The organism is Limnohabitans radicicola, assembly GCF_014837235.1.
Classification (GTDB): Bacteria; Pseudomonadota; Gammaproteobacteria; order Burkholderiales; family Burkholderiaceae_C; genus Limnohabitans_A; species Limnohabitans_A radicicola.
In genome coordinates this window covers 1,498,054-1,520,894 of the sequence record NZ_JACYFT010000001.1, presented here as the reverse complement: position 1 = coordinate 1,520,894, position 22,841 = coordinate 1,498,054, and the positions used below count along the sequence as shown (strand labels likewise).

Below are 22,841 nucleotides of genomic sequence, written 5' to 3'. Positions count from 1 at the left end.
TTTCCAATGGAATCCACATGAAAACATCATCTGCTCTCAACAAAATCGCCTGCGCGGCTGCCATCGTCTGCTTTACCTCGCTCTCCCACGGACAAAGTGCTGTCGGCATTTATGGTGTCGCTGATTTGGGTGTTCGTCACACCTCAGGAATGGATGCATCCAACGCGCCTGCAACGGCCAATGCCAACGCCATGGGCAGTGGCATCGACACCACAAGCCGTCTGGGTTATCGCGGCACCGAAGACCTGGGTGGCGGCTTGAAAGCCGAATTCAATTTCGAAACCGGTCTCAACGTCGACACTGGCACTCCGGCAAACGCCAAATTTTTTGACCGAGCCTCCGTTGTCGGTCTGAGCGGTGCGTGGGGCACCGCATTGGGCGGTCGTCAAACCACCTTGCTGGCCGACGCTGTGGGCGTGGTTGACCCTCTGGGTAACCGCTATGCCAGCTTCAACCCCAACATCCAGATCGCCGCATTGAGTGGACACAAACTGGGGCAAGAATACGGCTCGGCAGGCTCTTCTTCGGGCTCCTATCGCCTCGATAACGCCATCAAGTACATCGGGAAATTCGGCAACTTTTCTGGTCGAGCCATGTACGGCTTTGGCGAACAAAACGGCAGCAACGCCAAGTTGTCCAGCACCGGTGCCAGCCTGGCCTATGAAGATGCCCGATTTGCCGCAACATTGGCTTACAGCCAATTCAAATCGATTGCCAACCTGGATTTGAAAGCCTACTTCGGCGGCGTCAGTGCCAAACTGGGCGACAGCAAGCTGAATTTATCCTACGGGCAACACGAGGCACAAACTTCTCTTGTTGCCAAGACGGAAAACAAAACCCTCGGTCTGGGTGTCAACCACCCCTTGTCCGACAGCCTGAGCCTGATCGCGACGTATTACAAAGTGGACCGCTCGCGCACAGGACTGACGGCAGATGGATTCAACCGCATGGTGACATTTGCAGAGTACAAACTCTCCAAGCGTTCGCTGGTTTATGCTGAGCTTGATTCAACCAAGTGGAAAAACAACTACCAGGGTACAGGCAACGCCAGCACCGGGAAAGGCTTCTCAATGGGCGTCAAGCACACCTTCTGAAAGCTTTCTAGCACACCTTCTGAAAGCTTTCTAGCACACCGCCGAAAGGTTCTACATGATGTTCTCCAACACCCTCACCCGCCGTGGCCTGATCGCCAGTGCCTTATTGGCCTTCGCCTCCTTGGCCGCACAAGCTGCCGAGATCCGCGTCATCACCTCGGGCGCCTTCACCGAGGCCTACAAAAAACTGGTACCCATCTACGAGGCCGCCAGTGGCCACAAGGTCATCAGCGCTTATGGCGCTTCGATTGGCAACGCACCCGACTCCATCCCCAGCCGCTTTGCGCGCGGCGAAAAGTTCGATCTGGTGATCCTGTCCGAAGGCGGCCTGGAAGCCCTGATGAAAGACGGCAAGCTGGTGTCCGGCAGCCGCGTGGATTTGGTGCGTTCGCAGATCGGTGTGGCCGTGCGCAAGGGCACGCCCAAACCCGACATCAGCACCGTCGAAGCCCTCAAGCAGACCCTGCTGAACGCCAAGTCGGTGGCCTACTCGGCCAGCGCCAGCGGCACCTACCTGTCCACCGAGATGTTCCCCAAACTGGGCATTGCCGAACAGATGCAAAAAACCGCCAAAAAAATCATGAGCGAGCGCGTGGGCGCGGTGGTGGCGCGCGGCGAGGCCGAGCTGGGCTTTCAGCAAGTGAGCGAACTGATCTACTTCAAGGAGCTCGACTTCGTGGGCACGCTGCCCGACGCCGTTCAGCAAACCATCTTCTTCTCGTCAGCGCTGGTGCAAGGCTCAGAGCAACAAGAAGCGGCCAAGCACCTGGTGCGTTTTTTCACTTCACCCGCTGTGGCCGACATTGTGCGCAGCACAGGGGTGGATCCGGTCAGCAAATAAGCCCGTCAGCGGTCAGTGACCGCTGGCCCGGTGCAGCCTGTCGTGGATGCGCTGCACTGTCTTCCACACCCCCCACAGCACCAGCGGAATCGACAGGCCAGCCACCATCTCTGGGTGCAGCGGCAGGCCCAGTTTGGCGAGTGCCTTGGCACCATACAGCAGCAAGCTGACCACGTAATAGCTGATGGCCGCGATCGACAGGCCTTCCACGGTGGACTGCAGGCGCAACTGCAGATCTTGCCCGCGGGTGAGCTTGGCGAGCAGCTGCTGGTTTTGTGCTTCGGTGGCGATGTCCACCCTCGTGCGCAGCAAAGCGCTGGTGCGCGACACCCGCTCTGATAAATCCGACAGGCGCTGCGATGTGGCGACAACGGTGGCCATGGCGGGCGAAAGACGCCGCTGCATGAACTCACCCACCGTCTGTGTACCTGGCAAAGGGCGTTCACGCAATTCGGCGACGCGCTCGCTCACCAGACGGTCATAGGCCCGTGTGGCCGCAAAACGGTACCCGTGCTCGGCCGTGGCGCGCTCCACCCGTGCGGCCAAACCCACCAAATCGTCCAGCAGCGACTGGTCCCCGTCCTGCTTGTGCTCCAGCCGCGCCGTGATGTCGGCCAATTGCGCCTCGGCCTGCGACAGCACAGGCGACAGTTGCTTGGCCACAGGCAGGCCACGCAAGGCCATCAGACGGTAGGTCTCCAGCTCCAGCACACGCTGGGAAATGCGCCCCGCTCGGCCTTCGGGCGTGTCAGCAGGCGCCAACACCAGCATGCGCTCGAAGCCGTCTTCGCCAATGCGGAAATGCGTGAGCAAACACGAATGCGACTGCCCTTCGCTGGTGTGGCCCATGCGCGAACCGACGACCGCGCCATCGCCCAACCAGGCCTGCGCTTTGGGCAACCAGTCCGCCGGCTCCAAGCCGACAGGCAGCATGGCCAGCGCAATGGCCGCCACGGTCTGGCCCGGAAGGTCTCGCAACCAAGAGGTGCCCGTGGCCACATGCGGCGTCAGGCTCGGCAAGGCCGCGCCCCAGTCGGCGTGCGCAGGCAGCGACTGCACGATCGAATAGCGTGTGAATTCGGTGTGCCGCTCCCACTTGACCGTGAATCCCTCGCAGCGCAAGCGCAAAAAGTTGCCTTGCAATTGTTCAGCCGTCAGATCAGCATGCCCGGGCAGGCTCTGCAGATGCGCCAGCTCCTGCGCACGGGACACCCCCTCGTTCAGAACGGCCACGTAAACGATCAAGGCCGGCAAGCGCACCCGGGCCGATGGCCGGGCATGGATTTCGTTGTGCAAGACCCGGCGCAAGGGATCGTCTGGCGGCAGGCTGCGGGAGTTGATTTCGTTCATGCAACCATTCTGAACCGGCGATGCACCCCAAACACTCCCTGACGGTTCGTTTCAGTTTCAACCGCAATGAGTGCAATGTGACCCAGACCACAAAAAAACCCGCAGTCTTTCGATCTGCGGGTTCACTGGGCGGGGTAAGCCGAACTCAGAAAGGGATGTCGTCGTCCATGTCGTCAAAACCGCTCGGGGCGGGAGCAGCAGCCGGGCGTGCAGCAGGCGCAGCAGCGGGGCGCTGCGCAGGTGCTGCAGGGCGGGCATAGCCACCGCCACCCGAAGATTCACGCGAGTAACCGCCGTCCTCACCACCGCTGCCGCCCATGCCCTGGCGCGAGCCCAGCATCTGCATGGTGTCGGCACGGATTTCGGTGGCGTACTTTTCCACGCCGTCCTTGTCGGTGTACTTGCGGGTACGCAGACTGCCTTCGACATAGACCTGCGAACCTTTTTTCAGGTACTGGCCCGCGATCTCGGCCAGCTTGCCGAAGAAGCTGATGCGGTGCCATTCTGTGGCTTCTTTCATTTCGCCGGACTGCTTGTCCTTGTATCGATCGGTGGTCGCCACCGTGATGTTGGTCACGGCATCGCCCGACGGCATGTAGCGGGTTTCGGGGTCGCGGCCCAGATTGCCGACGATGATGACTTTGTTGACGGATGCCATGGTGAACTCCTCAGATATTCCGCAATTATGCGTCCTGTCGGACCGGTACGGTTCGACCAGGGGCCTGCATCGGCAAGGCGACCAGCCACCAGATCAGCATGGCGCCTGCACAGCACAGGAACAGCGCCGGACTGCCCCAGGACTTGACCAACCAGCCACCCAGCCAACCGCCCACAAAAAAGCCCAGCGACTGCAGCGTGTTGTACAGACCCATGGCCGCGCCACGCACAGGCATGGGGGCCAGGCGGGACACCATGCTCGGCTGGGTGGCCTCCAGGATGTTGAAGCCGCAAAAGAACGCAAACAGCAGCCCTGCCAGCGGCCACAAACGGGCTGAGCCCCAGGCCTGCACGAGCAAGCCCAGCTGCACCAGCGCGATCAGGGCAATCGCCGCCAAAAACACCTTTTTGAGGTGCCCGCGTCGCTCCAACGCAAACATGCCCCCCATGAGCACAAACGACGCCAGCACGGCCGGCAAATACACCTGCCAGTGGTGGTCTTTGGGCAAACCGGCCTGCACCAGCAAAGCGGGCACCGCCACCCACATGGCCAGCTGCACAGCATGCAGAACAAACACGCCCAAATTCAGGCGCATCAGCCCGGGGTGACGCAGGACATCCACCAGACGGCCACGCGCCTGGTGGGCCATGTTCGGCGCAGCAGGCGCGCCCCAGACCACCACCCCCACACCCAGCAAAGCCAGAACCCCGGTGATGCCAAACAAGCCGGCCAAGCCCACCGCCTGCGCCAGCACCGGGGCCAACACCAGCGACACAGCGAACATCAGCCCGATGCTGGCGCCCACCAGGGCCATGGCCTTGGTGCGCACCTCGTCGCGGGTCAAATCGGCCAACAAGGCCGTCACGGCCGCCGAAACCGCGCCTGCGCCTTGCAGGCTGCGCCCGATCAGGAGGCCCTGCAAGTCGGTGGCCGCCGCCGCCCAAAAGCTGCCTGCTGCAAAAATCAGCAAGCCCAGCACGATCACGCGCTTGCGGCCAAAACGGTCCGAGGCCATGCCAAAGGGCAGCTGCAACACGCCTTGCGTCAGGCCATAAATGCCCATGGCCAGCCCCAGCAGGGCGGGGTCGTCGCCGCCAGGGTATTTGCGCGCTTCCAACGCGAACACAGGCAACACCAGAAACAAGCCCAACATGCGCAAGGCAAAAATGGAGGCCAAGGAGGCGCTGGCGCGACGCTCCAGAGGCGTCATCGCGCTGGCAGGGGCAGCAGTGTGAACTTGAACAGGATCGGACACAGAAAAAGCAAGGCGCAGCTGTCGGAAAGGTCCTCATTGTCCCCGATTAGGCCCGGCGCTCCCTCAAAACAGCGCCAGACCGGATAATCAAAGGTTTTGCCGACCGAGCCCGCCCGTGACTTCTGCACCGCACTCCCCGCTGACCGAGACCGAGAACGACCGTTATCTGGGCGCGGCTTTGCGCCAAAGCCACATCAGCGTGCGGGGCGCACGCACGCACAACCTCAAAAACATCGACCTCGACATCCCGCGCAACCAGTTGGTGGTGATCACCGGGCTGTCGGGTTCGGGCAAGTCCAGCCTGGCCTTTGACACGCTGTACGCCGAAGGCCAACGCCGTTATGTGGAAAGCCTATCGGCCTATGCGCGACAGTTTTTGCAGCTGATGGACAAACCCGATGTGGACCTGATTGAGGGCCTGTCGCCTGCGATTTCCATCGAGCAAAAAGCCACCAGCCACAACCCGCGCTCCACCGTGGGCACGGTGACCGAGATCCACGACTACCTGCGCCTGTTGTATGCCCGCGCAGGCACGCCGTACTGCCCCGACCACAAGCTGCCCCTGCAAGCCCAAACCGTCAGCCAGATGGTGGACGCCGTGCTGGCCCTGCCCGAAGACACCAAGCTGATGGTCCTCGCGCCCATTGCCCGCGAGAAAAAAGGCGAGTTTGAAAAGGTGTTTGAGCAGATGCAGGCGCTGGGCTATGTGCGCTTTCGCATCAATGGCCAGACCTTTGAGGTGGAAGACCTGCCCACCCTCAAGAAAACCGAGAAGCACAACATCGACGTGGTGGTGGACCGCATCAAGATCCGCTCGGAAGAAGATGCCAAGGCCCGCGATGCCCTTCGCCAACGCCTGGCCGAGAGCTTTGAGGCCGCGCTGCAACTGGCCGAACACCGTGCTGTGGCACTGGAGATGGACACCGGCAAAGAACACCTGTTCAACGCCAAGTTCTCCTGCCCGGTGTGCAGCTACTCCATCAGCGAGCTGGAGCCGCGCTTGTTCTCGTTCAACTCGCCCATGGGCGCATGCCCCAGCTGCGATGGGATTGGCACCATGGCGTTTTTTGACCCGGAGCGGGTGGTTGCTTTCCCTAGTCTGAGCCTGGCCAGTGGGGCCATCAAGGGCTGGGATCGGCGCAACGGCTTTTACTTCAGCATGCTCGAAAGCCTGGCCAAGCATTACCAATTCGACATCGAAACCCCATTTGAACAACTCGCCTCCGCACACCAGCAGGTGTTGCTGCACGGCTCGGGCGATGAAGAAATCAAGTTCAGCTATGTGATGGAGTCAGGGGCCTCACAGGGCAAAAAGGTCAGCAAGAAACATCCGTTTGAGGGGATCATCCCCAACATGACGCGGCGCTACCGCGAAACCGACTCGCCCGTGGTGCGCGAAGACCTGGCCCGCTACCGCAACACCCAGGCCTGCACCGATTGCCACGGCACACGATTGCGGCGCGAGGCACGCCATGTGCGCATTGGCGAGGGCGCTCAGTCCCGCGCCATTTACGAGATCAGCCACATCACGCTGGGCGAATCCCAGCAGTACTTTCAGAGCCTGAAGCTGCACGGCTCCAAGGCCGAGATCGCCGACAAGGTGGTGCGTGAAATTGCGCTGCGTCTGAAGTTCCTCAACGATGTGGGCCTGAACTACCTGAGCCTGGACCGCAGCGCCGACACGCTCTCGGGCGGCGAGGCCCAACGCATCCGCTTGGCCAGCCAGATCGGCTCGGGCCTGACGGGCGTGATGTATGTGCTCGACGAGCCCAGCATCGGCCTGCACCAGCGCGACAACGACCGCCTGATCGGCACACTGCAACACCTGCGCGACATCGGCAACAGCGTGCTGGTGGTCGAACACGACGAAGACATGATCCGTGTGGCCGACCATGTCATCGACATGGGGCCGGGCGCTGGCGTGCACGGTGGGCGCGTGATGGCGCAAGGCACTTGCGCCGACATCCTGGCCGCACCCGATTCGGTCACGGGCCAATACATGTCGGGCCGCAAAAAGATCGACATTCCCAAGCGCCACAAGGCGGGCAAGGACTTCATCGAGATCGTCGGTGCCTCGGGCAACAACCTGAAAAACGTGAACGTGAAGTTCCCCGTGGGCCTGCTGACCTGTGTGACCGGGGTGTCGGGCTCAGGCAAATCCACACTGGTGAACGACACGCTGTATGCCGCCGCTGCCCACCAAATTCACCGCGCCCACGACGAAGCCGCCAAGCACGAAGCCATCTTGGGTCTGGAGCACTTTGACAAAGTGATCAATGTGGACCAGTCGCCCATTGGCCGCACCCCGCGCAGCAACCCCGCCACTTACACGGGCCTGTTCACCCACATCCGCGAGCTGATGGCCGAGGTGCCTGCTGCACGAGAGCGCGGTTATGGCCCGGGGCGCTTCAGCTTCAACGTGACCGGCGGCCGCTGCGAAGCCTGCCAGGGCGACGGCATGGTGAAAGTGGAGATGCACTTCTTGCCCGATGTGTACGTGCCCTGCGATGTGTGCCACGGCATGCGCTACAACCGCGAAACACTGGAAGTGCAATACAAAGGCCAGAACATCGCGCAAATTCTGAACATGACGGTGGAAGCCGCACACCAGTTCTTCAGTGCCGTGCCCACCATCGCCCGCAAGCTGCAAACCCTGCTCGACGTGGGCCTGACCTACATCCGCCTGGGACAAAGCGCCACCACCTTGTCGGGCGGCGAAGCGCAACGCGTCAAGTTGGCGCTGGAGCTGTCCAAACGCGACACGGGCCGCACCCTCTACATCCTGGACGAACCCACCACCGGCCTGCACTTTGCCGACATCGACCTGCTGCTCAAGGTGCTGCACCAGCTGCGCGACGCGGGCAACACCATCGTCATCATCGAACACAACCTCGACGTGATCAAAACGGCCGACTGGCTGATCGACATGGGGCCAGAAGGCGGTGCGGGCGGTGGTACGGTGCTGGGCGAGGGCACACCCGAGCAATTGGCCAATAACAAGGCCAGCTTCACCGGGCACTACTTACAGCGGCTGCTGCCAAAGGCATGAGATCCGCATGGAAACCGAACTCAAACTCTGTCTGACCGAAGCAGATTTGCCACGGCTGCTGACACACCCGCTGCTGGCCGCAGGTGCACGCTCTCAACGCCTGCTCAACACCTACTTCGACACGCCCAACCTGGCGCTGCAGCAGCGCCGCATGGCGGTGCGGGAACGGCTGGCGGGAGATCAATGGCTGCTGACGGTCAAAACCGCAGGTCAAAGCACCCACGGACTGTCACGGCGGCAGGAGTGGGAAGCACCGGCCACACCGGGTGCCCTGCAATTCGACATCCTGGTGGACGACACCACCCTGGCTGCCGAGTTGATGGCCATGAAACCGCATTTGAGTGCCCTGTTCTGCACCGATTTTGAACGCCAGCGCTGGGTCATCCACCACGCTGGCGCACGGGTCGAAGTGGCGCTGGACCAAGGCCACATCCATGTGCCTGGCACCGACTTGAGCGAATCACTGCTGGAGCTGGAGCTGGAGTTGCTGAGTGGACCCGAAGAAACGCTGATGGCCCTGGCCAATCTATTGCGTCAGACCCCGCAAGGCCCCGTGAGGCTCACACCCAGCGATGTCAGCAAGGCGCAAAGGGGCATGGCGCTTTGGCAGCGCACCCACTGACGCGGCAAACCGAAACCCGCAGACTCAACAAACTCATGCGGCCTGAACCACCGTGAGCAAAGTCTGACCGTTGGCCACCAGTTTTTCGCCCTCCGAGTCCACCGCCAACAAGTCGCAACTGGTGAACACCTGCGCTTTGCCCGGCTTGACCACCCGAGCCCGGGCAATGAACTTTTGTCCCACCGCAGGCCGCAAGCAGTTGACCGAGAAGTTCGCAGCCAGCAAATTCGGTCCCGCCACAGTGCCTGCTGCGAACCCGCACGCGGTGTCGATGAGTGTGCCGATCAAACCCGCATGCAAGAACCCCGAATACTGTCCAACTTCGGGCCGCCAAGGCATCTGGATTTCGACAAAGCCGGGTTCGGCCACGGTGACTTCGATGCCGCACCAGCGGTTGAATTCGGCCATGGCGTTGATTTTTTTCAGCATGTCCAGTGGGCTCATGGTTTTCTCTTGGTTTGGGCTTTGAACCACCCAATGTGGTCCATCAGTTTTTTGCGCAGAGCTTTTTGCTCGATCACGAGCTGGTCTATCTCGGCTACACGCCGATGGATCGCCTCGATCATCTCTTTCGCCGACAACTTGCCCGCCTTGAAGCGCGGCAAATACTCCGCGATGAATGAGAGCGAAAAGCCCATCTCCCGCGACATGGCGATGAAGATGACATGCTTGACGGTTTTCTCGTCGTACTCTCGGTAGCCATTTGGCAATCGCTGGCTTTCAATGAGTCCGTCAGCTTCATACCGCCGCAAGCGGTGCACCGACACCCGGGTCTTGGCTGAAAGTTCTGAAATGCGCATGAATTCAGTCTAGCAACGCTCGCACAACGCCAAGGTTTCACGCGTTGACGCATGGGCGACAGGCCTGAAAGGTGTCTGCGCCGCAAGTGATACCCCGCTGCGCGATGCTGGTGTACAAAATGCGCTACTCCTGGAGCGCCCCATGACCCTGCACCCCGCTTTGCCCTTCGCCCAACCTGCCGATGTCGGTTTGTGCCCCGAACGCACGCAGCGCCTGATGGATGTGCTGCGCCGAGAGGTCGCCAGCGGCAGACTGCCAGGCGCAGTCGCCATGGTGGCCCGCAAAGGCCAGATCGCCCTGTTCGAGGCCGTGGGCCAGCAAGACCCCGCCACGGGCACGCCCATGCAGACCGACAGCATCTTCCGCATCTATTCGATGACCAAGCCGGTGGTCTCTGTGGCGGTGATGATGTTGGTCGAACGTGGCCTGTTGCTGCTCTCCGATCCGGTCAGCCGTTGGTTGCCTGAATATGCCCACCAGCAAGTGGCCACCGACCGCGGGTTGGAACCTGTCCGGCAAGAAGCCACCGTGCAGGACCTGCTGCGCCACACCGCCGGGTTGACCTATGAATTTCTGGGCGATTCGGTCGTGCAGCGGCAATACGCGCAGGTCAGGATTGCCTCTCGCGAGCGCAGCAACGAGGAGTTTTCGCAAACTCTGGCCGCCTTGCCGCTGATGTTCCAGCCTGGCAGCGTGTGGGCCTACAGCCGCGCCACAGATGTGTTGGGGCGACTTGTCGAGGTGATCAGTGGGCAATCTCTGGGGGATTTCTTGCAATCCGAACTTTTTGAGCCGCTGGGCATGGTGGACACCGGCTTTTGGGTGCTTCCAGAACAAGAACACCGCATCGCCGAGCCCTTTGCACACGACCCCGACGGTGGCATGCCCATGAAAGTACTCGAACCCCGCGATGTGCCCGCCATGGAAGGCGGCGGCGGAGGCCTCATGTCGACCGCCATGGACTACACCCGCTTTTTGCAATTCTTGCGTAACCGCGGCGAGCTGAACGGCGTTCGCCTGCTGGGCCCGCACACCGTGGACTTCATGACCACCGATCACCTGGGTGGTATCCCGGTCGATGGCACCTTGCTGCCCCCGGGCCACGGCTTTGGCCTTGGGTTTGCGGTGCGCACCCATCTGGGTGTATCACCCGTACCCGGCTCGGTGGGCCTGTATTACTGGGGCGGCATCGCGGGCACCACCTTCTTTGTGGACCCGGCGCTCGACATGTATGCGATGTTGATGATCCAGGCACCCAACCAAAGAGACTACTATCGCCCCTTGTTCCGCGACCTGGTGTACGCGGCTCTGCTGTAAAAAATTCAAATCACTGGAGACTTCCGGCATGTCCACATCTGGCCTCATGATGACCCGCCCCCTGCTCATTTCGGGCATCCTTGAACACGCCGCCGCACAGTTCGGCGACCAGGAAATCGTCTCGCGCGAGACGCACGGCCCGCTGCACCGATACACCTACGCCGATGCGGCCACCCGTGCGCGCCAGCTGGCCAACGCCCTGGCCCACATGGGCCTGAAAGCAGGCAGCGCGGTCGGCTCGATCGCCTGGAACAACCACCGCCACCTGGAAGCGTATTACGCCGTCTCGGGCAGCGGCATGGTCATGCACACCTGCAACCCGCGCCTGCACCCCCAGCAGCTGATCTATGTGATCAACCACGCCGAAGACGAAGTGGTGCTGTTCGACGCCACCTTCGCGCCGCTGGTCAAAGGCATTGCCGCGCATTGCCCCAAAGTGCGCGCCTGGGTCTGCCTGGCCGACGCGGCCAACACCCCTGCCATCGAGGGCGTGGCCCATGTGATGAACTACGAAGGCCTGATCACCGGTCACAGCGACCGCTTCGATTGGCCTGAGCTGGACGATCAAACCGGCGCAGCCCTTTGCTACACCTCGGGCACCACGGGCAACCCCAAAGGCGTGCTCTACACCCACCGCGCCATCGTGATGAACGCCACCATGGCCTGCCTGCCCGATGTGCTGGGCCTGTCCACCCAAGAGACCATCTTGCCCGTGGTGCCCATGTTCCACATCAACGCCTGGTGCATCCCCTATGCCGCGCTGGTCGCAGGTGCCAAACTGGTCTTGCCTGGCCCCAAACTCGACGGCCCGAGCCTGTTTGAGTTGATGGACACCGAGCAGGTCACCATCAGTGCGGGCGTGCCCACCATCTGGATGGGCCTGATCCAACATGTCGAGCAAAACAACTTGCGCTTTGCCCACATGAAACGCACCTGCGTGGGCGGTTCGGCCATGCCCATGGCGCTGATCGCCAAGTTCATGGACACCTATGGCGTCGAAGTGCGCCACGGCTGGGGCATGACCGAGACCACTGCCGTGGCCACCATGAGCAACCTGAGCCGCGCCGACCGCCAAAAGCCCGCCGCCGAACAGCACGCCATCGTGGCCAAGCAAGGCAAAACCGTCTCGGGCATCGAGATCAAAGTGGTCGATGACAACGGTGCCACCTTGCCCCGTGACGGCACCTCACAAGGCGAGTTGATGGTGCGCGGCCAGTGGATCGTGGAACGCTACTACAAGGCCGACAAAACCGCATTGGTGGACGGCTGGTTCCCCACAGGCGACATCGCCACCATCGACGCACACGGCACCATGCAGATCCGCGACCGCACCAAGGACGTGATCAAGACCGGCGGCGAGTGGATCAGCTCGATCGACCTGGAAAACGCCGCCATCGGTCACCCCGCTGTGGCCATGGCCGCCGTCATTGGCGTCAAGCACCCCAAGTGGGACGAGCGCCCCTTGCTGTTCATCGTGCGCAAGCCGGGGCAGTCGCTGGAAAAGCAAGAGATCCTCGACTTCCTGACCACCGAAGTGGCTAAGTGGTGGGTGCCTGACGATGTGGTGTTCCTCGAATCGCTGCCCGTGGGCGGCACTGGCAAGGTGCAAAAGAACGACCTGCGCAAGGAATACGGTGGCGTGTTCAGCTGATCAAGCTCTCACCATCAAACCTTGGCACTTGGCCGCTCATTCATGCGGTCGCGCCAAGCCTGCAAGGCGCTCATGCCCTCGTCGCCGGGCACAAACTTCATCAGGCCACGCGCAAACTCCAGCGCGCAAAATGCGGTGATGTCGGCGATGGTGAAACGCTCGCCCGCGATTCAGGGCTGGCTTTGCAGGCGCTGGTCAAAACCCCGCGCCACCTCGCGCACCTTCTCGGCTTGCGAGCGGCCGAACTCAGGGAACTGCGGTTTTTCTAAAGCGGCCAAGCCCGGGTGGCTGTGGCGGATCGCATTGGCAATGCCACCCAACAAATACAGCTCCACCTGCCGGTCGGCCATCTCGATGAAGCCGCGCTCGTCACCGTCCACACCCATCAGGTTGGGCTCAGGAAAGCGGCCTTCGAGCAAGGTGCAGATCGCCCGTGTCTCGGTGATCACGCGGCCATCATGGAGCTCCAGCGCAGGCACCTTGGCCAGCGGACTCTTGGCCAGGTACTCGGGCTGGCGGTGCTCGCCACCATTCAAGTCCATGTTCACCATCTCGATGCCGGTGATGTTTTTCTCGACCAAAAACATCAGCACCCGGCGGGGGCTGGGGGCGCGGTGGGCGGTGTAGAGCTTCATGACGCATCCTTTTTGTTTTGCCCCATCTCGACCATCTTGCGGGCTTCTTCTGAAAATTTCTTGGCGGCATCGTCGCCGTCTTTGGTGAGGTTGATTCTGGAAGGCGGCGCTTCGATGCCACGCTGCACAGCGGGGCGCTGGCGGATCGCTTCCAGCCAACGCTTGAGGTGCGGCAAATCATCCACCGCCACGCCCGACCAGCGGTGCGTACGCACCCAGGCCCAGTTGGCGATGTCGGCGATCGAGTAATCCCCCGCCAGGTACTCGTGGTCCTTGAGGTGGCCGTCGAGCACCGTGAACAGGCGCTTGCTCTCGCCTTGGTAGCGATCGATCGCGGGCTGGATCTTTTCCGGAAAGTAGCGGAAGAACACATTGGCCTGCCCCATCATCGGCCCGATGCCGCCCATCTGGAACATGAGCCACTGCAACACGCGCGAGCGGCCCTTGGCATCGGTCGGCATGAGCCGTCCGGTTTTTTCAGCCAGGTAAATCAGGCATGCACCCGACTCGAACACCGCAAAGTCTTCGGCCTCGCGGTCAACGATGGCCGGGATGCGGCCATTGGGGCAGATGGCCAAAAAGTCAGGCAGCTTTTGCTCGCCCTTGGACAGGTCGAGCACCTTGAGCGTGTAGGGCAGCGCCAACTCTTCAAGCGCAATGGAGACTTTGTGCCCGTTGGGCGTGGCAGCGGTGTAGAGGTCGATCATGGGCTCAGGCTAACAGCCGCACCCGGCGTGCACTGGCACGCAGATGACAGTCCACAAAAGATTCAGGCCTTGGCCGCTTCCAGCGTGTCGCGTGTCTGCATGGCCACCTGACGGGCCGCCGCTGCAAAGTCTTCACCGCTTGATGCGTAGAGCACCGCACGCGATGAGTTGACGATGATCGGGCCTGAGCTGGAGCCGTCGGCATTCGCACGCCAGCCGGCCTTGACGGTGGCCACAGCGTCGCCGCCTTGCGCACCCACACCAGGGATGAGCAGAGGCAGGGTGGGTGCCAGTTCGCGCACGCGCTCGATCTCGGTGGGGTAAGTCGCCCCCACCACCAGACCCAGCTGGCCGTTCAGGTTCCAGGGGCCTTGGGCCAAACCAGCGATGTGTTCGTACACACGGGGTTGGCCATCGACCGAAGCCAGGCGCTGGTTTTGCAAGTCGTCACCGCCGGGGTTGGAGGTGCGGCACAGCAAGAATGCGCCTTTGCCTTCGTATTTCAGGTACGGGGCCACCGAGTCCCAGCCCATGAAGGGCGAGAGGGTCACAGCGTCGGCGCCGTAGCGCTCAAAAGCCTCTTTGGCGTATTGCTCGGCCGTACTGCCGATGTCGCCGCGCTTGGCGTCCAGAATGATCGGCACATGGGGCGCCACGCGGCGCATGTGTTCCATCAGGCGTTCGAGCTGGCCTTCGGCGCGGTGCGCGGCAAAGTAGGCGATTTGGGGCTTGAAGCTGCTGACCAGGTCGGCCGTGGCATCGACGATGGCGGCGCAAAAGTCGTAGATCTTGTTCGCATCGCCCTTCATGCCCGCAGGGAACTTGGTGGGCTCAGGGTCCAGGCCCACACAAAGCATGGAGCCGTTTTGGCGCTCGGCGGTGCGCAACATGTCGAGGAAGGTCATGAACTTGATTTTAAAGGGGCGGGCTAAGATGCCCGCCATGCACAAGCTTTCACCTCGCCAATGGACCGTTTTGATTTTGCTCACCGTGGTCTGGGGCATCAACTGGCCCGTCATGAAAATCGGCGTCACGGGTTTCCCGCCGCTGACGTTCCGCATGCTGTGTCTGTGGTTGGGCACCCCGGTGCTGGGGCTGGCCTTGTGGGCGATGAAGGTGCCGTTTCGCATCGAGCGCAAACACTGGCGCGAGCTCTTGGTGCTGGCGGTGTTCAACATGTTCATCTGGCACGCGCTGATCATCATCGCGGTGCAGTCGCTCTCGAGCGGTCGCGCTGCGATTCTGGGCTACACCATGCCGATGTTTTCGGCGGTGCTGGGTGCGCTGGTGTTTGGCGATCAGCTGGCCAAACGGGCTTGGGGCGGGGTGGCGGCGGCGGCGCTCGGCGTGGTGCTGCTGCTTTGGCATGAAATGGCCAATCTGAGCGGTAGGCCCGCAGGCGTGCTGTTGGCCCTGGCCGCCGCCAGCACCTGGGCGCTGGGTACGCAGCTGCTGCGGCGCACCACCTTGCCCGTGCCCACGCTGGCAATTTCTTTCTGGATGACGTTCATGACGGCGGGCGTGATCACCGTCCTGGCCTTCGTGTTCGAGCGCAGCCAGTGGGTGGCGCCTTCGGGCAGCAACTGGTTTGCCATCGGCTTCAATGCGGTGCTGGTGTTTGGCTTTGCCCACGCCGCCTGGTTTTACCTGGCGCGCAGCCTGCCGCCCGTGGCCTCGACCCTGAGCGTGATGCTGATCCCGGTGCTGGGCGTCTTCAGCGGCGCGCTGTGGCTGGGCGAGGTGCTGCACTGGCAGGACTGGGCGGCCGTGGGCCTGATGCTGTTGTCGATCGCGGCCGTGCTTTGGCCCAAGCGGCAGGCGGCGTGATCGCCCCGGGTGCGGAGCGCCTGCAGCTTCAGCCCTGAAGACTCTTGAGCGCCAGCAACAAGTCGGCCCAGGCCTTGGCCTTGTCGGCCTGGTTGCGCAGCAGGTATTCCGGGTGGTACGTGACGACCACTGGCACCCCTTGGTGGCTGTGCAAACGGCCACGCAATTTACCCAGAGGCTCTGCCGTCTGCAGCACGGACTGCACCGCAAAGCGGCCCATGAGCAAGATGACGCGCGGCTGCACCAGTGCAACCTGACGCGACAGATAAGGCGCACAGGTGGCCAGCTCTTGTGGCTCGGGGTTGCGGTGGCCCGGCGGGCGGCATTTGAGGGGGCTGGTGATGTACACGCCGCCGCCATCTGACGTCTGGCGGCTCAGGCCCAGCGCCTTGAGCATGTTGTCGAGCAGTTTGCCCGAGGGGCCCACAAAGAACCCGTCCTGCGGCTCTTCGCTCTCGGCAGGGGCGTCGGCGATGACCATCCAGTCGGCGCGGCGTTCGCCCACGCCAAAAACCGGGCTCTTGCGACCCTTGCAGAGGCCACAGGCACGGCACTGGGCCACCGTGGCTTGCAGGGTGTCCCAATCCATTTGGTCCACACCCGCAGGCAGGGGCGCCGCATCGTCGGGCAAGGCGGCCACAACAGGGACCACAGGGCGCGGCGCCGGGGCGGGTCGCGCGGGTGCTTGCGCTGCCGGGGTGGCGACCGGTGCGGGCTTTGGCAGCGCTTGGGCAAGTTGCGGCGCAGCGGCTGCGGGCGCTGACGCAGTCAGCGAATCGGCGGCGGGTTCATCGACCGGGCTTTGTGGCCACCACACGCGCACGCCCATCTCGGCCAGCATGGCGCGTTGGCGTTCGTCCAGGTCAAATCGGGTGGGGTCGCTCATGTCGGGGCTCGCAAATCGGGGCTCACAGTTTCAAACTCATCACCACCGCATGCTCTCGCTGCTGGCGGCCTGCTGGATAGTAATCCTTGCGGATGCTGATCTGGCGAAAGCCATAGCGCTCGTACACCTGCAGAGCACGCACATTGCTCTGACGCACCTCCAACCAGAGCCATTGCGCACCCTGGCTGCGCGAGATCAGCGACAGGGCGTCCAGCATCATGTGCCCCCAGCCCTGACCTTGGCGCGATGGGGCCACGGTGATGTTGAGCAAATGCATTTCTTCCACGCCGTGCATGGCCAGAAAGTAGCCCAACAGCTCACCGTCGAGCCAAAGGCAGTGGGCGTCAAACAGCGGATTGAGCGAGTCGCGGAAATTGCCCCGTGACCACGGGTGGCTGTAAGCGGTCTGCTCGATCGCCATGACGGCATCGAGGTCCTCGGGGGTCATGGTGCGCAGGGTGGCCGCGTTGCGGGTGTCTTCGCTCACCCGCTGCGCATGGGTGGTTTGCGGCAGCATGCTCATGCCTGCCCCGGCAACGGTGGCACGGCTTTGAGTGCTTCACGCTCGGCCGTGGTCTGGGCCACCTTGTCACGGATGTACAAAGGCATGGCCTCATCGGCAGGCACGGCATAACCACTCGCCCACAGGGCGGGCGCCAGCCGCAGCAGGGCCGCCGCCGTGGGCAGTGCCTGCACGCAGCGGCCAGCGGGCAAACGCGCACCATAGGCATCGAACACATTGCCCGCCAGCAGCACATCGGGGCCCACAGGCACCGCCACGCGTTCGGGCGCACCCACCTGCAGCTGCGACAGCAAGGTCCAGGCACCAGCCGACCAGCGGTACACCGCGCTGTAGACTTCGTCCATGCGGGCGTCGAGCATGGCCAGCACGGTCAGGCTGTCGGGCGATGCCGCCTGCAGCCGCGCTTCTTCGGCCACGGCCAGCAGCGTGTCCACCGGCAGAACGGGCAACTGCGCGCCCAGCGCCAAGCCTTGGGCCACCGAGCAGGCCGTGCGCAGGCCCGTGAACGAACCCGGCCCGCGTCCAAACACGATGGCGTCCAGCGATGCGAGCGGCATGCCGGCCTGCGCCAGCAGGTCCATCACCGACGGGATCAGGGTGGCCGAGGCCTGGGCACCGCCGGGCAAGGTCTTCGCCCAAGTCTGTTCGCCTTGGGCCACGGCCAACGACAGCACATCGGTGCTGGTGTCAAATGCCAGCCAGCGGTTCATGGGCGATCTCCTTGGGGTACAGCGGCTGGTTTGACCTGACGCACACCAAACAGGATGCCCCCCGTCACCAGCGCCAGCCCAGCCAGCAGGTTCCAGTGCATGGGCTCCCCCAACAACCAAACCGCGCCCATGGCCGAGAGGCCCGGCACCAGCGCAGTGAGCATGGTCGAGCGCACCGGGCCAAAGTGGCGCACCATCTGCGTGAAGGTGATGCCCGAGATCACCACCGAGCCGCCCCCCTGGAACGCCGCCTGGAACAAGAACTCGGTCCACGGGGCCTGGTGCAGGTGCGTGGGCAAGACGCCCAGAGCGGTCAGCGCCAGGTAGAGCGGCACAAAGCCCACGAAGGCAAACGCCGTGATCGCCATGGTGGCGCGCACCGCGTCCAGCCCATGGCGTCGCACGGTGACGCTGTAGCCCGACCAGCAGAGGGCCGCGGTCATGAACAACAGATCGCCCTTCCAGACCTCGCCACCTTCAAACGCCTTGAGCAGGCTCACGCCGCCCACCAGCAAGTCACCCAGCACGATGAGCCCGAGACCCACAGCGCGTGCGGGCGATACCTGCTCACGCAGGACCAGCCAGGCGAGCAAAGTGGTCCACAGAGGCAAGCTGCCCGGCATCAAGACCGAGGCATGCGCAGCTGGGGCATAAAAAAAGCCGCTGTAAGCCAGCACCGCGTACAGCAAGCCGCCCAGCACACCCGCCTGCGCGGTGATGCCCAGCGGCAAAGGCGACAGGCCCAGCAAGGACCCCACACGCTCGCCGCGCTGGCGGGCCGGGCGCATCAGCCACCAGGCCCAAGGCAGCAAGACCGCACTGGCGCCCAGGATGCGGGCCAGCGCGATGTCGAGCGGCAGCAAACCACGCGAGGCCGAGGCCCGTGCAATGACAATGAAAAAGGTCCAGATCAGGACCGTGGTGACCGCCGAGGCCAGGCCCACGGTTCTTGGAGAAAATCGCATGGGGTCGATGATACGGCCCCCATGCCCAGATACCGCCCATTAGACTTTGCACATGAAGTTTTGCCCCCCACTGCTGACCGGTCTGCTCTGTGCACTGGTGTGCTCGGCCCCCATGGCCCAAACCCGTCACGCCCAGGCCTTGCCCGCGCCTGTGATCAAGGCCTTGCGGCAAGCGCAGGTGCCGCCTCAAAGCCTGAGCGTGCTGATCGCGCCCCTGCCGTCCGCGCCCAACGAAGCTTGGCGCCCCAGACTGGCGCAGCATGAGCAGGACGCCGTCAATCCCGCCTCGGTCATGAAGCTGTTCACCACCTACGCGGGCCTGCAGCTCTTGGGGTCGGACTTCACCTGGCGCAACCGCATTTACACCGACGGGCCGATCAAGGACGGTGTGCTGCAAGGCAACCTGATCGTGCGCGGCAGTGGCGACCCCAAACTGGTGATCGAGCGGCTGCAGGACCTGATCGGTCAGATCATGGCGAAAGGCGTGCGCGAGGTGCGGGGCAACATCGTGCTTGACCGCAGTGTCTTTGATCTTGCGCCACGCAAAGACCCCTTTGACGATGAACCCCTGCGCCCCTACAACGCGAGCCCCGACGGCGCGCTGCTGAATTTCAAATCGGTGATCTACACCTTCACACCCGACCCGGCCAGCGGCAGGGCGCGGGTGCGCAGCGAGCCGCCGCTGACGGGTCTGTCCGTGCCCGCTGACGTGCCGCTGCGCAGCGGCCCTTGCCAGGACTGGCGCAGCGAACTCAAGGCCGACTTCAGCCAAAACCTGCAGACCCGGTTTGCCGGCAGCTACCCGGCCAGCTGTGGCGAGCGCGCCTGGCCCGTGGCCTACCCTAACCCCGAAGACTACGCGCCCCGGGTGTTTCAAGCCCTGTGGCTGCAGGCCGAAGGCCAACTCACGGGCCAGACCGTTTACGGCCCGACCCCGGCCAAGGCCAAGTTGTTGCTCGAAGCCCGCTCCTTGCCACTGGCCGAGGTGGTGGCCGACATCAACAAGTTCTCAAACAACGTGATGGCGCAGCAACTGTTCCTGACGCTGTCGAGCGAGCTGGGGGCGCCGGGACGTTTTGAAGCCAGCCGACTGCGCCTGGACCAATGGTGGCGCAACCAGTTCCCCGGCTTGCCCGCCCCTGTGCTGGACAACGGCTCGGGCCTGTCACGCAGCGAGCGCAGCACCGCCCGATCGCTGACAGCGCTGCTGCAGTTGGCCAGCCAGGGGGAGGCGGCGCCAGCCTTCCGCAACTCGCTGTCCATCGCGGGCGTCGATGGCACCGCAGCACGCCTCAAAGATCGGCAGCCCAACGCGGCCGCCATCGGCAAAGCCTGGCTCAAGACAGGCTCCTTGCGCGATGTGGCCTCGATCGCGGGCTACGTGCAAGGCGACAGCGGTCGCATGTACACCCTGGTGGCCGTGCTCAACCACGCCAACGCCCAACAGGCCCGGCCCGCGCTGGACGCTTTGCTGGAGTGGACGGTGCGGGACAACGGGTCGGTATCCGCAGCCAAAAAGTAATTCGGACATGCGCCAGAGAACCTAGCGTTTACCCGCTGCCAGCGGGAGGTGTATATCTTCTAGGATAGAAAAAAGCACGATCGTTTTTTTACAGGAGACAACACATGGCGCATTTCAAACTCGGTTTATCTCTCGTCGGCGCAGCCGCATTGCTGGCCGCTTGCGGAGGCTCGGACTCCATCATGGGCAAGCTGGTCGAATCTCCCACCGTGGTGACCACCATCACCAAAGCCCAGCTGGATGCAGGCCCACTGGTGGCGCTGAGTGGCAAGGCCAAATGCGATGTGAAGGTGGTTGCACTGAACTACTACACACCAGGCGTCAAGGGCGAAACATCCAATGCCTCCGGAGTCATGCTGGTGCCCACGGGCGACGGTTGCACCGCAGCCGCACCGCTTGTGGCCTATGCCAAAGGCACCGATGTGCAAAAGCCACGCACACTGGCCAACCCCACCGATGGCGAAACCGGTTTGCTGGCTGCCATGTACGCAGCGCAAGGCTATGCGGTGGTGGCCACAGACTACCTGGGCTTTGCCAAATCCAACTACAGCTTCCACCCCTATCTGCACGCCGATTCCGAAGCCAGCACGGTGATCGATTCGATCCGTGCCGCGCGCGCCGCGTCCGGGTTTGTGGGTGCCAACCTCAATGGCAAAGTGATGCTGACCGGCTACTCGCAAGGCGGTCACTCGTCGATGGCCGCTCACCGTGAGATCGAGAAAAACCTGGCCTCGGAAATCAACGTTGTGGCCGGCGCCCACCTGGCCGGACCTTACAACCTGTCAGGCTCGATGAAACTGACCGATGCGATTGCGGGATACCAGTTCTTTGTGCCTTACCTGGTCACCGCATGGCAAAAGATTTACGGCAACCTCTACAGCGATGTCAAAACCGCATTCAAGGCACCGTATTCAGACTGGATCGAAACCCTCTTGCCCAACCCCACGCTGACCTACACCACGCTCGTGACCAGCGGCAAGTTGCCTGGCATCAACGGCGAAACGCCAAACCAGGCCCGCGATGCCTTGTTCCAGTCCGCATTCATCTCGGACATCACCGCCAACGCCAACAATGCGGTGGTGGCTGCAGCCAAGAAAAACGACCTGCTGGACTGGAGTCCCAAATCGCCCCTCATGCTGTGTGGCGGCGCAGGTGACCCCACTGTGCCACCAGCCATTCACCAGGCTGTGATGAAAGCCGCATTCGATGCGAAAGGCCTGAAAAACGTGACCTCGGTGGACGTCGATCCTTATGTTGCAGCGACTTATGGTCCGGTGACCCAGGCCAATGCCGCCACCTATTACGGCAACTACCACGGCACATACGAGCCACCGTTCTGCCACGCACAGGCCAAGGCCCTGTTCGACACAGTGAAGTGATTTTGGCCAACACAAAAATGCCCGCTTGAAGCGGGCATTTTTTTGATCTCAAGAGCCAGGCACCAGCGTCAGGCCGCCGCCCTGTGCAGGCGGTCGCGCACACCTTCCCATTCGGGCGTATCGGGGGGCAGCTGCACCCAGATCTGCTGCACGCCTCGTGCATCCAGAGCGCGCAGCACGCTGAACAGATCGTGCGCGGCGTGCTCGGCGCTCTGCGGCTGTGCGCGCCAGACCACCCCGGCCCCGGCATCGGGCTGCTGCGCCGACCACACGCCCAGGTTGTTGGCGTGCGGGCCCAGGGCCTGCAGTCTCGCGTCGATGTCTTGCGCCGACATCAAGCGCACCTTGGCGCGCGGCGCGTAATGTGATTCGAGCGTGCCCGAGGCGCGGGGGGCAGGTTGACTGACCGCGTCCTTGTCCAGCACCGCATGACCGCAGGCGGCTTCGATCTGCGCACGGGTGATGTGCCCCGGGCGCAGCAGCACCGGCTCGCCGCGTGTGCAGTCGATGATGGTGGACTCGATGCCCACCGGGCACTCGCCACCATCCAGAATCAGCAAGTCGTGACCCAATTCCGACTGCACATGCGCGGCCGTGGTGGGGCTCACACGGCCAAAGCGGTTGGCGCTCGGCGCGGACACGCCCTGCACGCCCAGGGCCAGGCCTGCACACAGCAGCGCCTGCGCCACCGGGTGCGATGGGCAGCGCACACCGATCGAGTCCTGTCCTCCGGCCGAAGCCGTGGCCACACCGTGCTGGCGCGGCAGGATCAGCGTCAAGGGGCCGGGCCAGAAGGCATCGATCAAGGCTTGCGCAAAGTCAGGCACCTGCGCGGCAAAGACCGGCACCTGCGCAGCGCTGGCCACGTGCACGATCAGCGGGTGATCGGCGGGACGGCCCTTGGCCACAAAAATTTGGGCCACTGCCTCGTCGTCGGAGGCGTTGGCCGCCAAGCCGTAGACCGTCTCGGTGGGCAGGCCCACCAATTGGCCATCACGCAAAGCCTGTGCGGCTTGCGCGATCGCGCGGTCGTCTGGCTTCAGGATCAT

The 22,841-nt window shown here is 63.1% G+C and carries 21 protein-coding genes and 1 pseudogene; 9 read left to right on the top strand and 13 right to left on the bottom strand.

Translation table 11 applies throughout. From position 1 onward, the window contains the following. The first annotated feature begins 17 nt into the window (after positions 1 to 17). Positions 18 to 1,094: a porin gene (locus tag IC609_RS07510; RefSeq protein ID WP_191818778.1), complete on the top strand. Its 1,077-nt coding sequence runs from the start codon at positions 18 to 20 to the stop codon at positions 1,092 to 1,094. A gap of 55 nt (positions 1,095 to 1,149) precedes the next feature. Then, a complete protein-coding gene (locus tag IC609_RS07505) occupies positions 1,150 to 1,935 on the top strand; it encodes a substrate-binding domain-containing protein (protein WP_191818777.1) in 786 nt (261 codons plus the stop codon). 12 nt (positions 1,936 to 1,947) lie between these two features. Here IC609_RS07505 and IC609_RS07500 read toward each other — a convergent pair whose 3' ends face one another. The 3 genes from IC609_RS07500 to IC609_RS07490 all read right to left on the bottom strand — a co-directional run bounded on the left by IC609_RS07500 (position 1,948) and on the right by IC609_RS07490 (position 5,153). Beyond that, positions 1,948 to 3,285 (bottom strand): DUF3422 family protein, encoded by a 1,338-nt coding sequence (locus IC609_RS07500; protein ID WP_191818776.1) that lies wholly within the window; start codon positions 3,283 to 3,285, stop codon positions 1,948 to 1,950. 145 nt (positions 3,286 to 3,430) lie between these two features. Further along, a complete protein-coding gene (gene ssb, locus IC609_RS07495; protein WP_191818775.1) occupies positions 3,431 to 3,943 on the bottom strand; it encodes a single-stranded DNA-binding protein in 513 nt (170 codons plus the stop codon). A gap of 25 nt (positions 3,944 to 3,968) precedes the next feature. After that, a complete protein-coding gene (locus tag IC609_RS07490; protein WP_191818951.1) occupies positions 3,969 to 5,153 on the bottom strand; it encodes an MFS transporter in 1,185 nt (394 codons plus the stop codon). 160 nt (positions 5,154 to 5,313) lie between these two features. On the opposite strand from IC609_RS07490, the gene uvrA reads away from it, so the two are divergent. Next, positions 5,314 to 8,247, top strand: coding sequence for an excinuclease ABC subunit UvrA (gene uvrA / locus IC609_RS07485; RefSeq protein WP_408611006.1), 2,934 nt, complete (start codon positions 5,314 to 5,316; stop codon positions 8,245 to 8,247). 7 nt (positions 8,248 to 8,254) lie between these two features. After that, complete coding sequence (locus tag IC609_RS07480; protein WP_191818774.1) at positions 8,255 to 8,869, top strand: CYTH domain-containing protein; 615 nt, start codon at positions 8,255 to 8,257, stop codon at positions 8,867 to 8,869. 33 nt (positions 8,870 to 8,902) lie between these two features. Here the strand turns inward: IC609_RS07480 and IC609_RS07475 are convergent, their stop codons facing one another. Next, positions 8,903 to 9,313 (bottom strand): PaaI family thioesterase, encoded by a 411-nt coding sequence (locus IC609_RS07475; RefSeq protein ID WP_191818773.1) that lies wholly within the window; start codon positions 9,311 to 9,313, stop codon positions 8,903 to 8,905. Further along, positions 9,310 to 9,669, bottom strand: a complete 360-nt coding sequence (locus IC609_RS07470) for a MerR family transcriptional regulator (RefSeq protein ID WP_191818772.1) — start codon at positions 9,667 to 9,669, stop codon at positions 9,310 to 9,312. The genes IC609_RS07475 and IC609_RS07470 overlap by 4 nt, the downstream gene beginning before the upstream one ends. Positions 9,670 to 9,811: 142 nt before the next feature. Between IC609_RS07470 and IC609_RS07465 the strand changes: the two genes are divergently transcribed. Beyond that, a complete protein-coding gene (locus tag IC609_RS07465; RefSeq protein ID WP_191818771.1) occupies positions 9,812 to 10,987 on the top strand; it encodes a serine hydrolase domain-containing protein in 1,176 nt (391 codons plus the stop codon). 28 nt (positions 10,988 to 11,015) lie between these two features. Further along, positions 11,016 to 12,638 carry a long-chain-fatty-acid--CoA ligase gene (locus IC609_RS07460; protein WP_191818770.1) on the top strand — a complete coding sequence of 541 codons (1,623 nt, stop codon included), beginning with the start codon at positions 11,016 to 11,018 and terminating at the stop codon, positions 12,636 to 12,638. A 14-nt stretch (positions 12,639 to 12,652) separates the two neighbouring features. Here the strand turns inward: IC609_RS07460 and IC609_RS07455 are convergent. The 3 genes and pseudogenes from IC609_RS07455 to pyrF form a co-directional block, all read right to left on the bottom strand. Beyond that, a pseudogene (locus tag IC609_RS07455) lies at positions 12,653 to 13,273 on the bottom strand (glutathione S-transferase family protein). After that, a complete protein-coding gene (locus IC609_RS07450; RefSeq protein WP_191818769.1) occupies positions 13,270 to 13,980 on the bottom strand; it encodes a glutathione S-transferase family protein in 711 nt (236 codons plus the stop codon). The pseudogene IC609_RS07455 and the gene IC609_RS07450 overlap by 4 nt, the downstream one beginning before the upstream one ends. 62 nt (positions 13,981 to 14,042) lie before the next feature. Then, positions 14,043 to 14,885 (bottom strand): orotidine-5'-phosphate decarboxylase, encoded by an 843-nt coding sequence (pyrF, locus tag IC609_RS07445; RefSeq protein WP_191818768.1) that lies wholly within the window; start codon positions 14,883 to 14,885, stop codon positions 14,043 to 14,045. Positions 14,886 to 14,922: 37 nt separating this feature from the next. Here pyrF and IC609_RS07440 point away from each other — a divergent pair, with 37 nt between their 5' ends. Beyond that, the gene (locus tag IC609_RS07440; protein WP_191818767.1) at positions 14,923 to 15,807 is read left to right on the top strand and encodes a DMT family transporter; all 885 of its coding nucleotides are present in this window, start codon (positions 14,923 to 14,925) and stop codon (positions 15,805 to 15,807) included. A gap of 28 nt (positions 15,808 to 15,835) precedes the next feature. On the opposite strand, the gene IC609_RS07435 is transcribed toward IC609_RS07440, so the two are convergent. From IC609_RS07435 to IC609_RS07420, 4 genes are read right to left on the bottom strand one after another with little or no spacing between them, the layout of a single operon-like run. After that, positions 15,836 to 16,693 carry a uracil-DNA glycosylase gene (locus IC609_RS07435; protein ID WP_191818766.1) on the bottom strand — a complete coding sequence of 286 codons (858 nt, stop codon included), beginning with the start codon at positions 16,691 to 16,693 and terminating at the stop codon, positions 15,836 to 15,838. A 22-nt stretch (positions 16,694 to 16,715) separates the two neighbouring features. Continuing rightward, a complete protein-coding gene (gene rimI / locus IC609_RS07430) occupies positions 16,716 to 17,216 on the bottom strand; it encodes a ribosomal protein S18-alanine N-acetyltransferase (protein ID WP_408611005.1) in 501 nt (166 codons plus the stop codon). Beyond that, positions 17,213 to 17,926, bottom strand: a complete 714-nt coding sequence (tsaB, locus tag IC609_RS07425; RefSeq protein WP_191818765.1) for a tRNA (adenosine(37)-N6)-threonylcarbamoyltransferase complex dimerization subunit type 1 TsaB — start codon at positions 17,924 to 17,926, stop codon at positions 17,213 to 17,215. The genes rimI and tsaB overlap by 4 nt, the downstream gene beginning before the upstream one ends. After that, positions 17,923 to 18,891, bottom strand: a complete 969-nt coding sequence (locus IC609_RS07420; RefSeq protein ID WP_191818764.1) for a DMT family transporter — start codon at positions 18,889 to 18,891, stop codon at positions 17,923 to 17,925. Before IC609_RS07420 ends, tsaB begins: the two co-directional genes overlap by 4 nt. A gap of 52 nt (positions 18,892 to 18,943) precedes the next feature. On the opposite strand from IC609_RS07420, the gene dacB reads away from it, so the two are divergent. Next, complete coding sequence (dacB, locus tag IC609_RS07415) at positions 18,944 to 20,413, top strand: D-alanyl-D-alanine carboxypeptidase/D-alanyl-D-alanine endopeptidase (RefSeq protein ID WP_191818763.1); 1,470 nt, start codon at positions 18,944 to 18,946, stop codon at positions 20,411 to 20,413. Between the two features lie 104 nt (positions 20,414 to 20,517). Further along, positions 20,518 to 21,792, top strand: coding sequence for a lipase family protein (locus tag IC609_RS07410; RefSeq protein WP_191818762.1), 1,275 nt, complete (start codon positions 20,518 to 20,520; stop codon positions 21,790 to 21,792). 68 nt (positions 21,793 to 21,860) lie between these two features. Here the strand turns inward: IC609_RS07410 and IC609_RS07405 are convergent, their stop codons facing one another. Continuing rightward, complete coding sequence (locus IC609_RS07405) at positions 21,861 to 22,841, bottom strand: L-threonylcarbamoyladenylate synthase (protein WP_191818761.1); 981 nt, start codon at positions 22,839 to 22,841, stop codon at positions 21,861 to 21,863.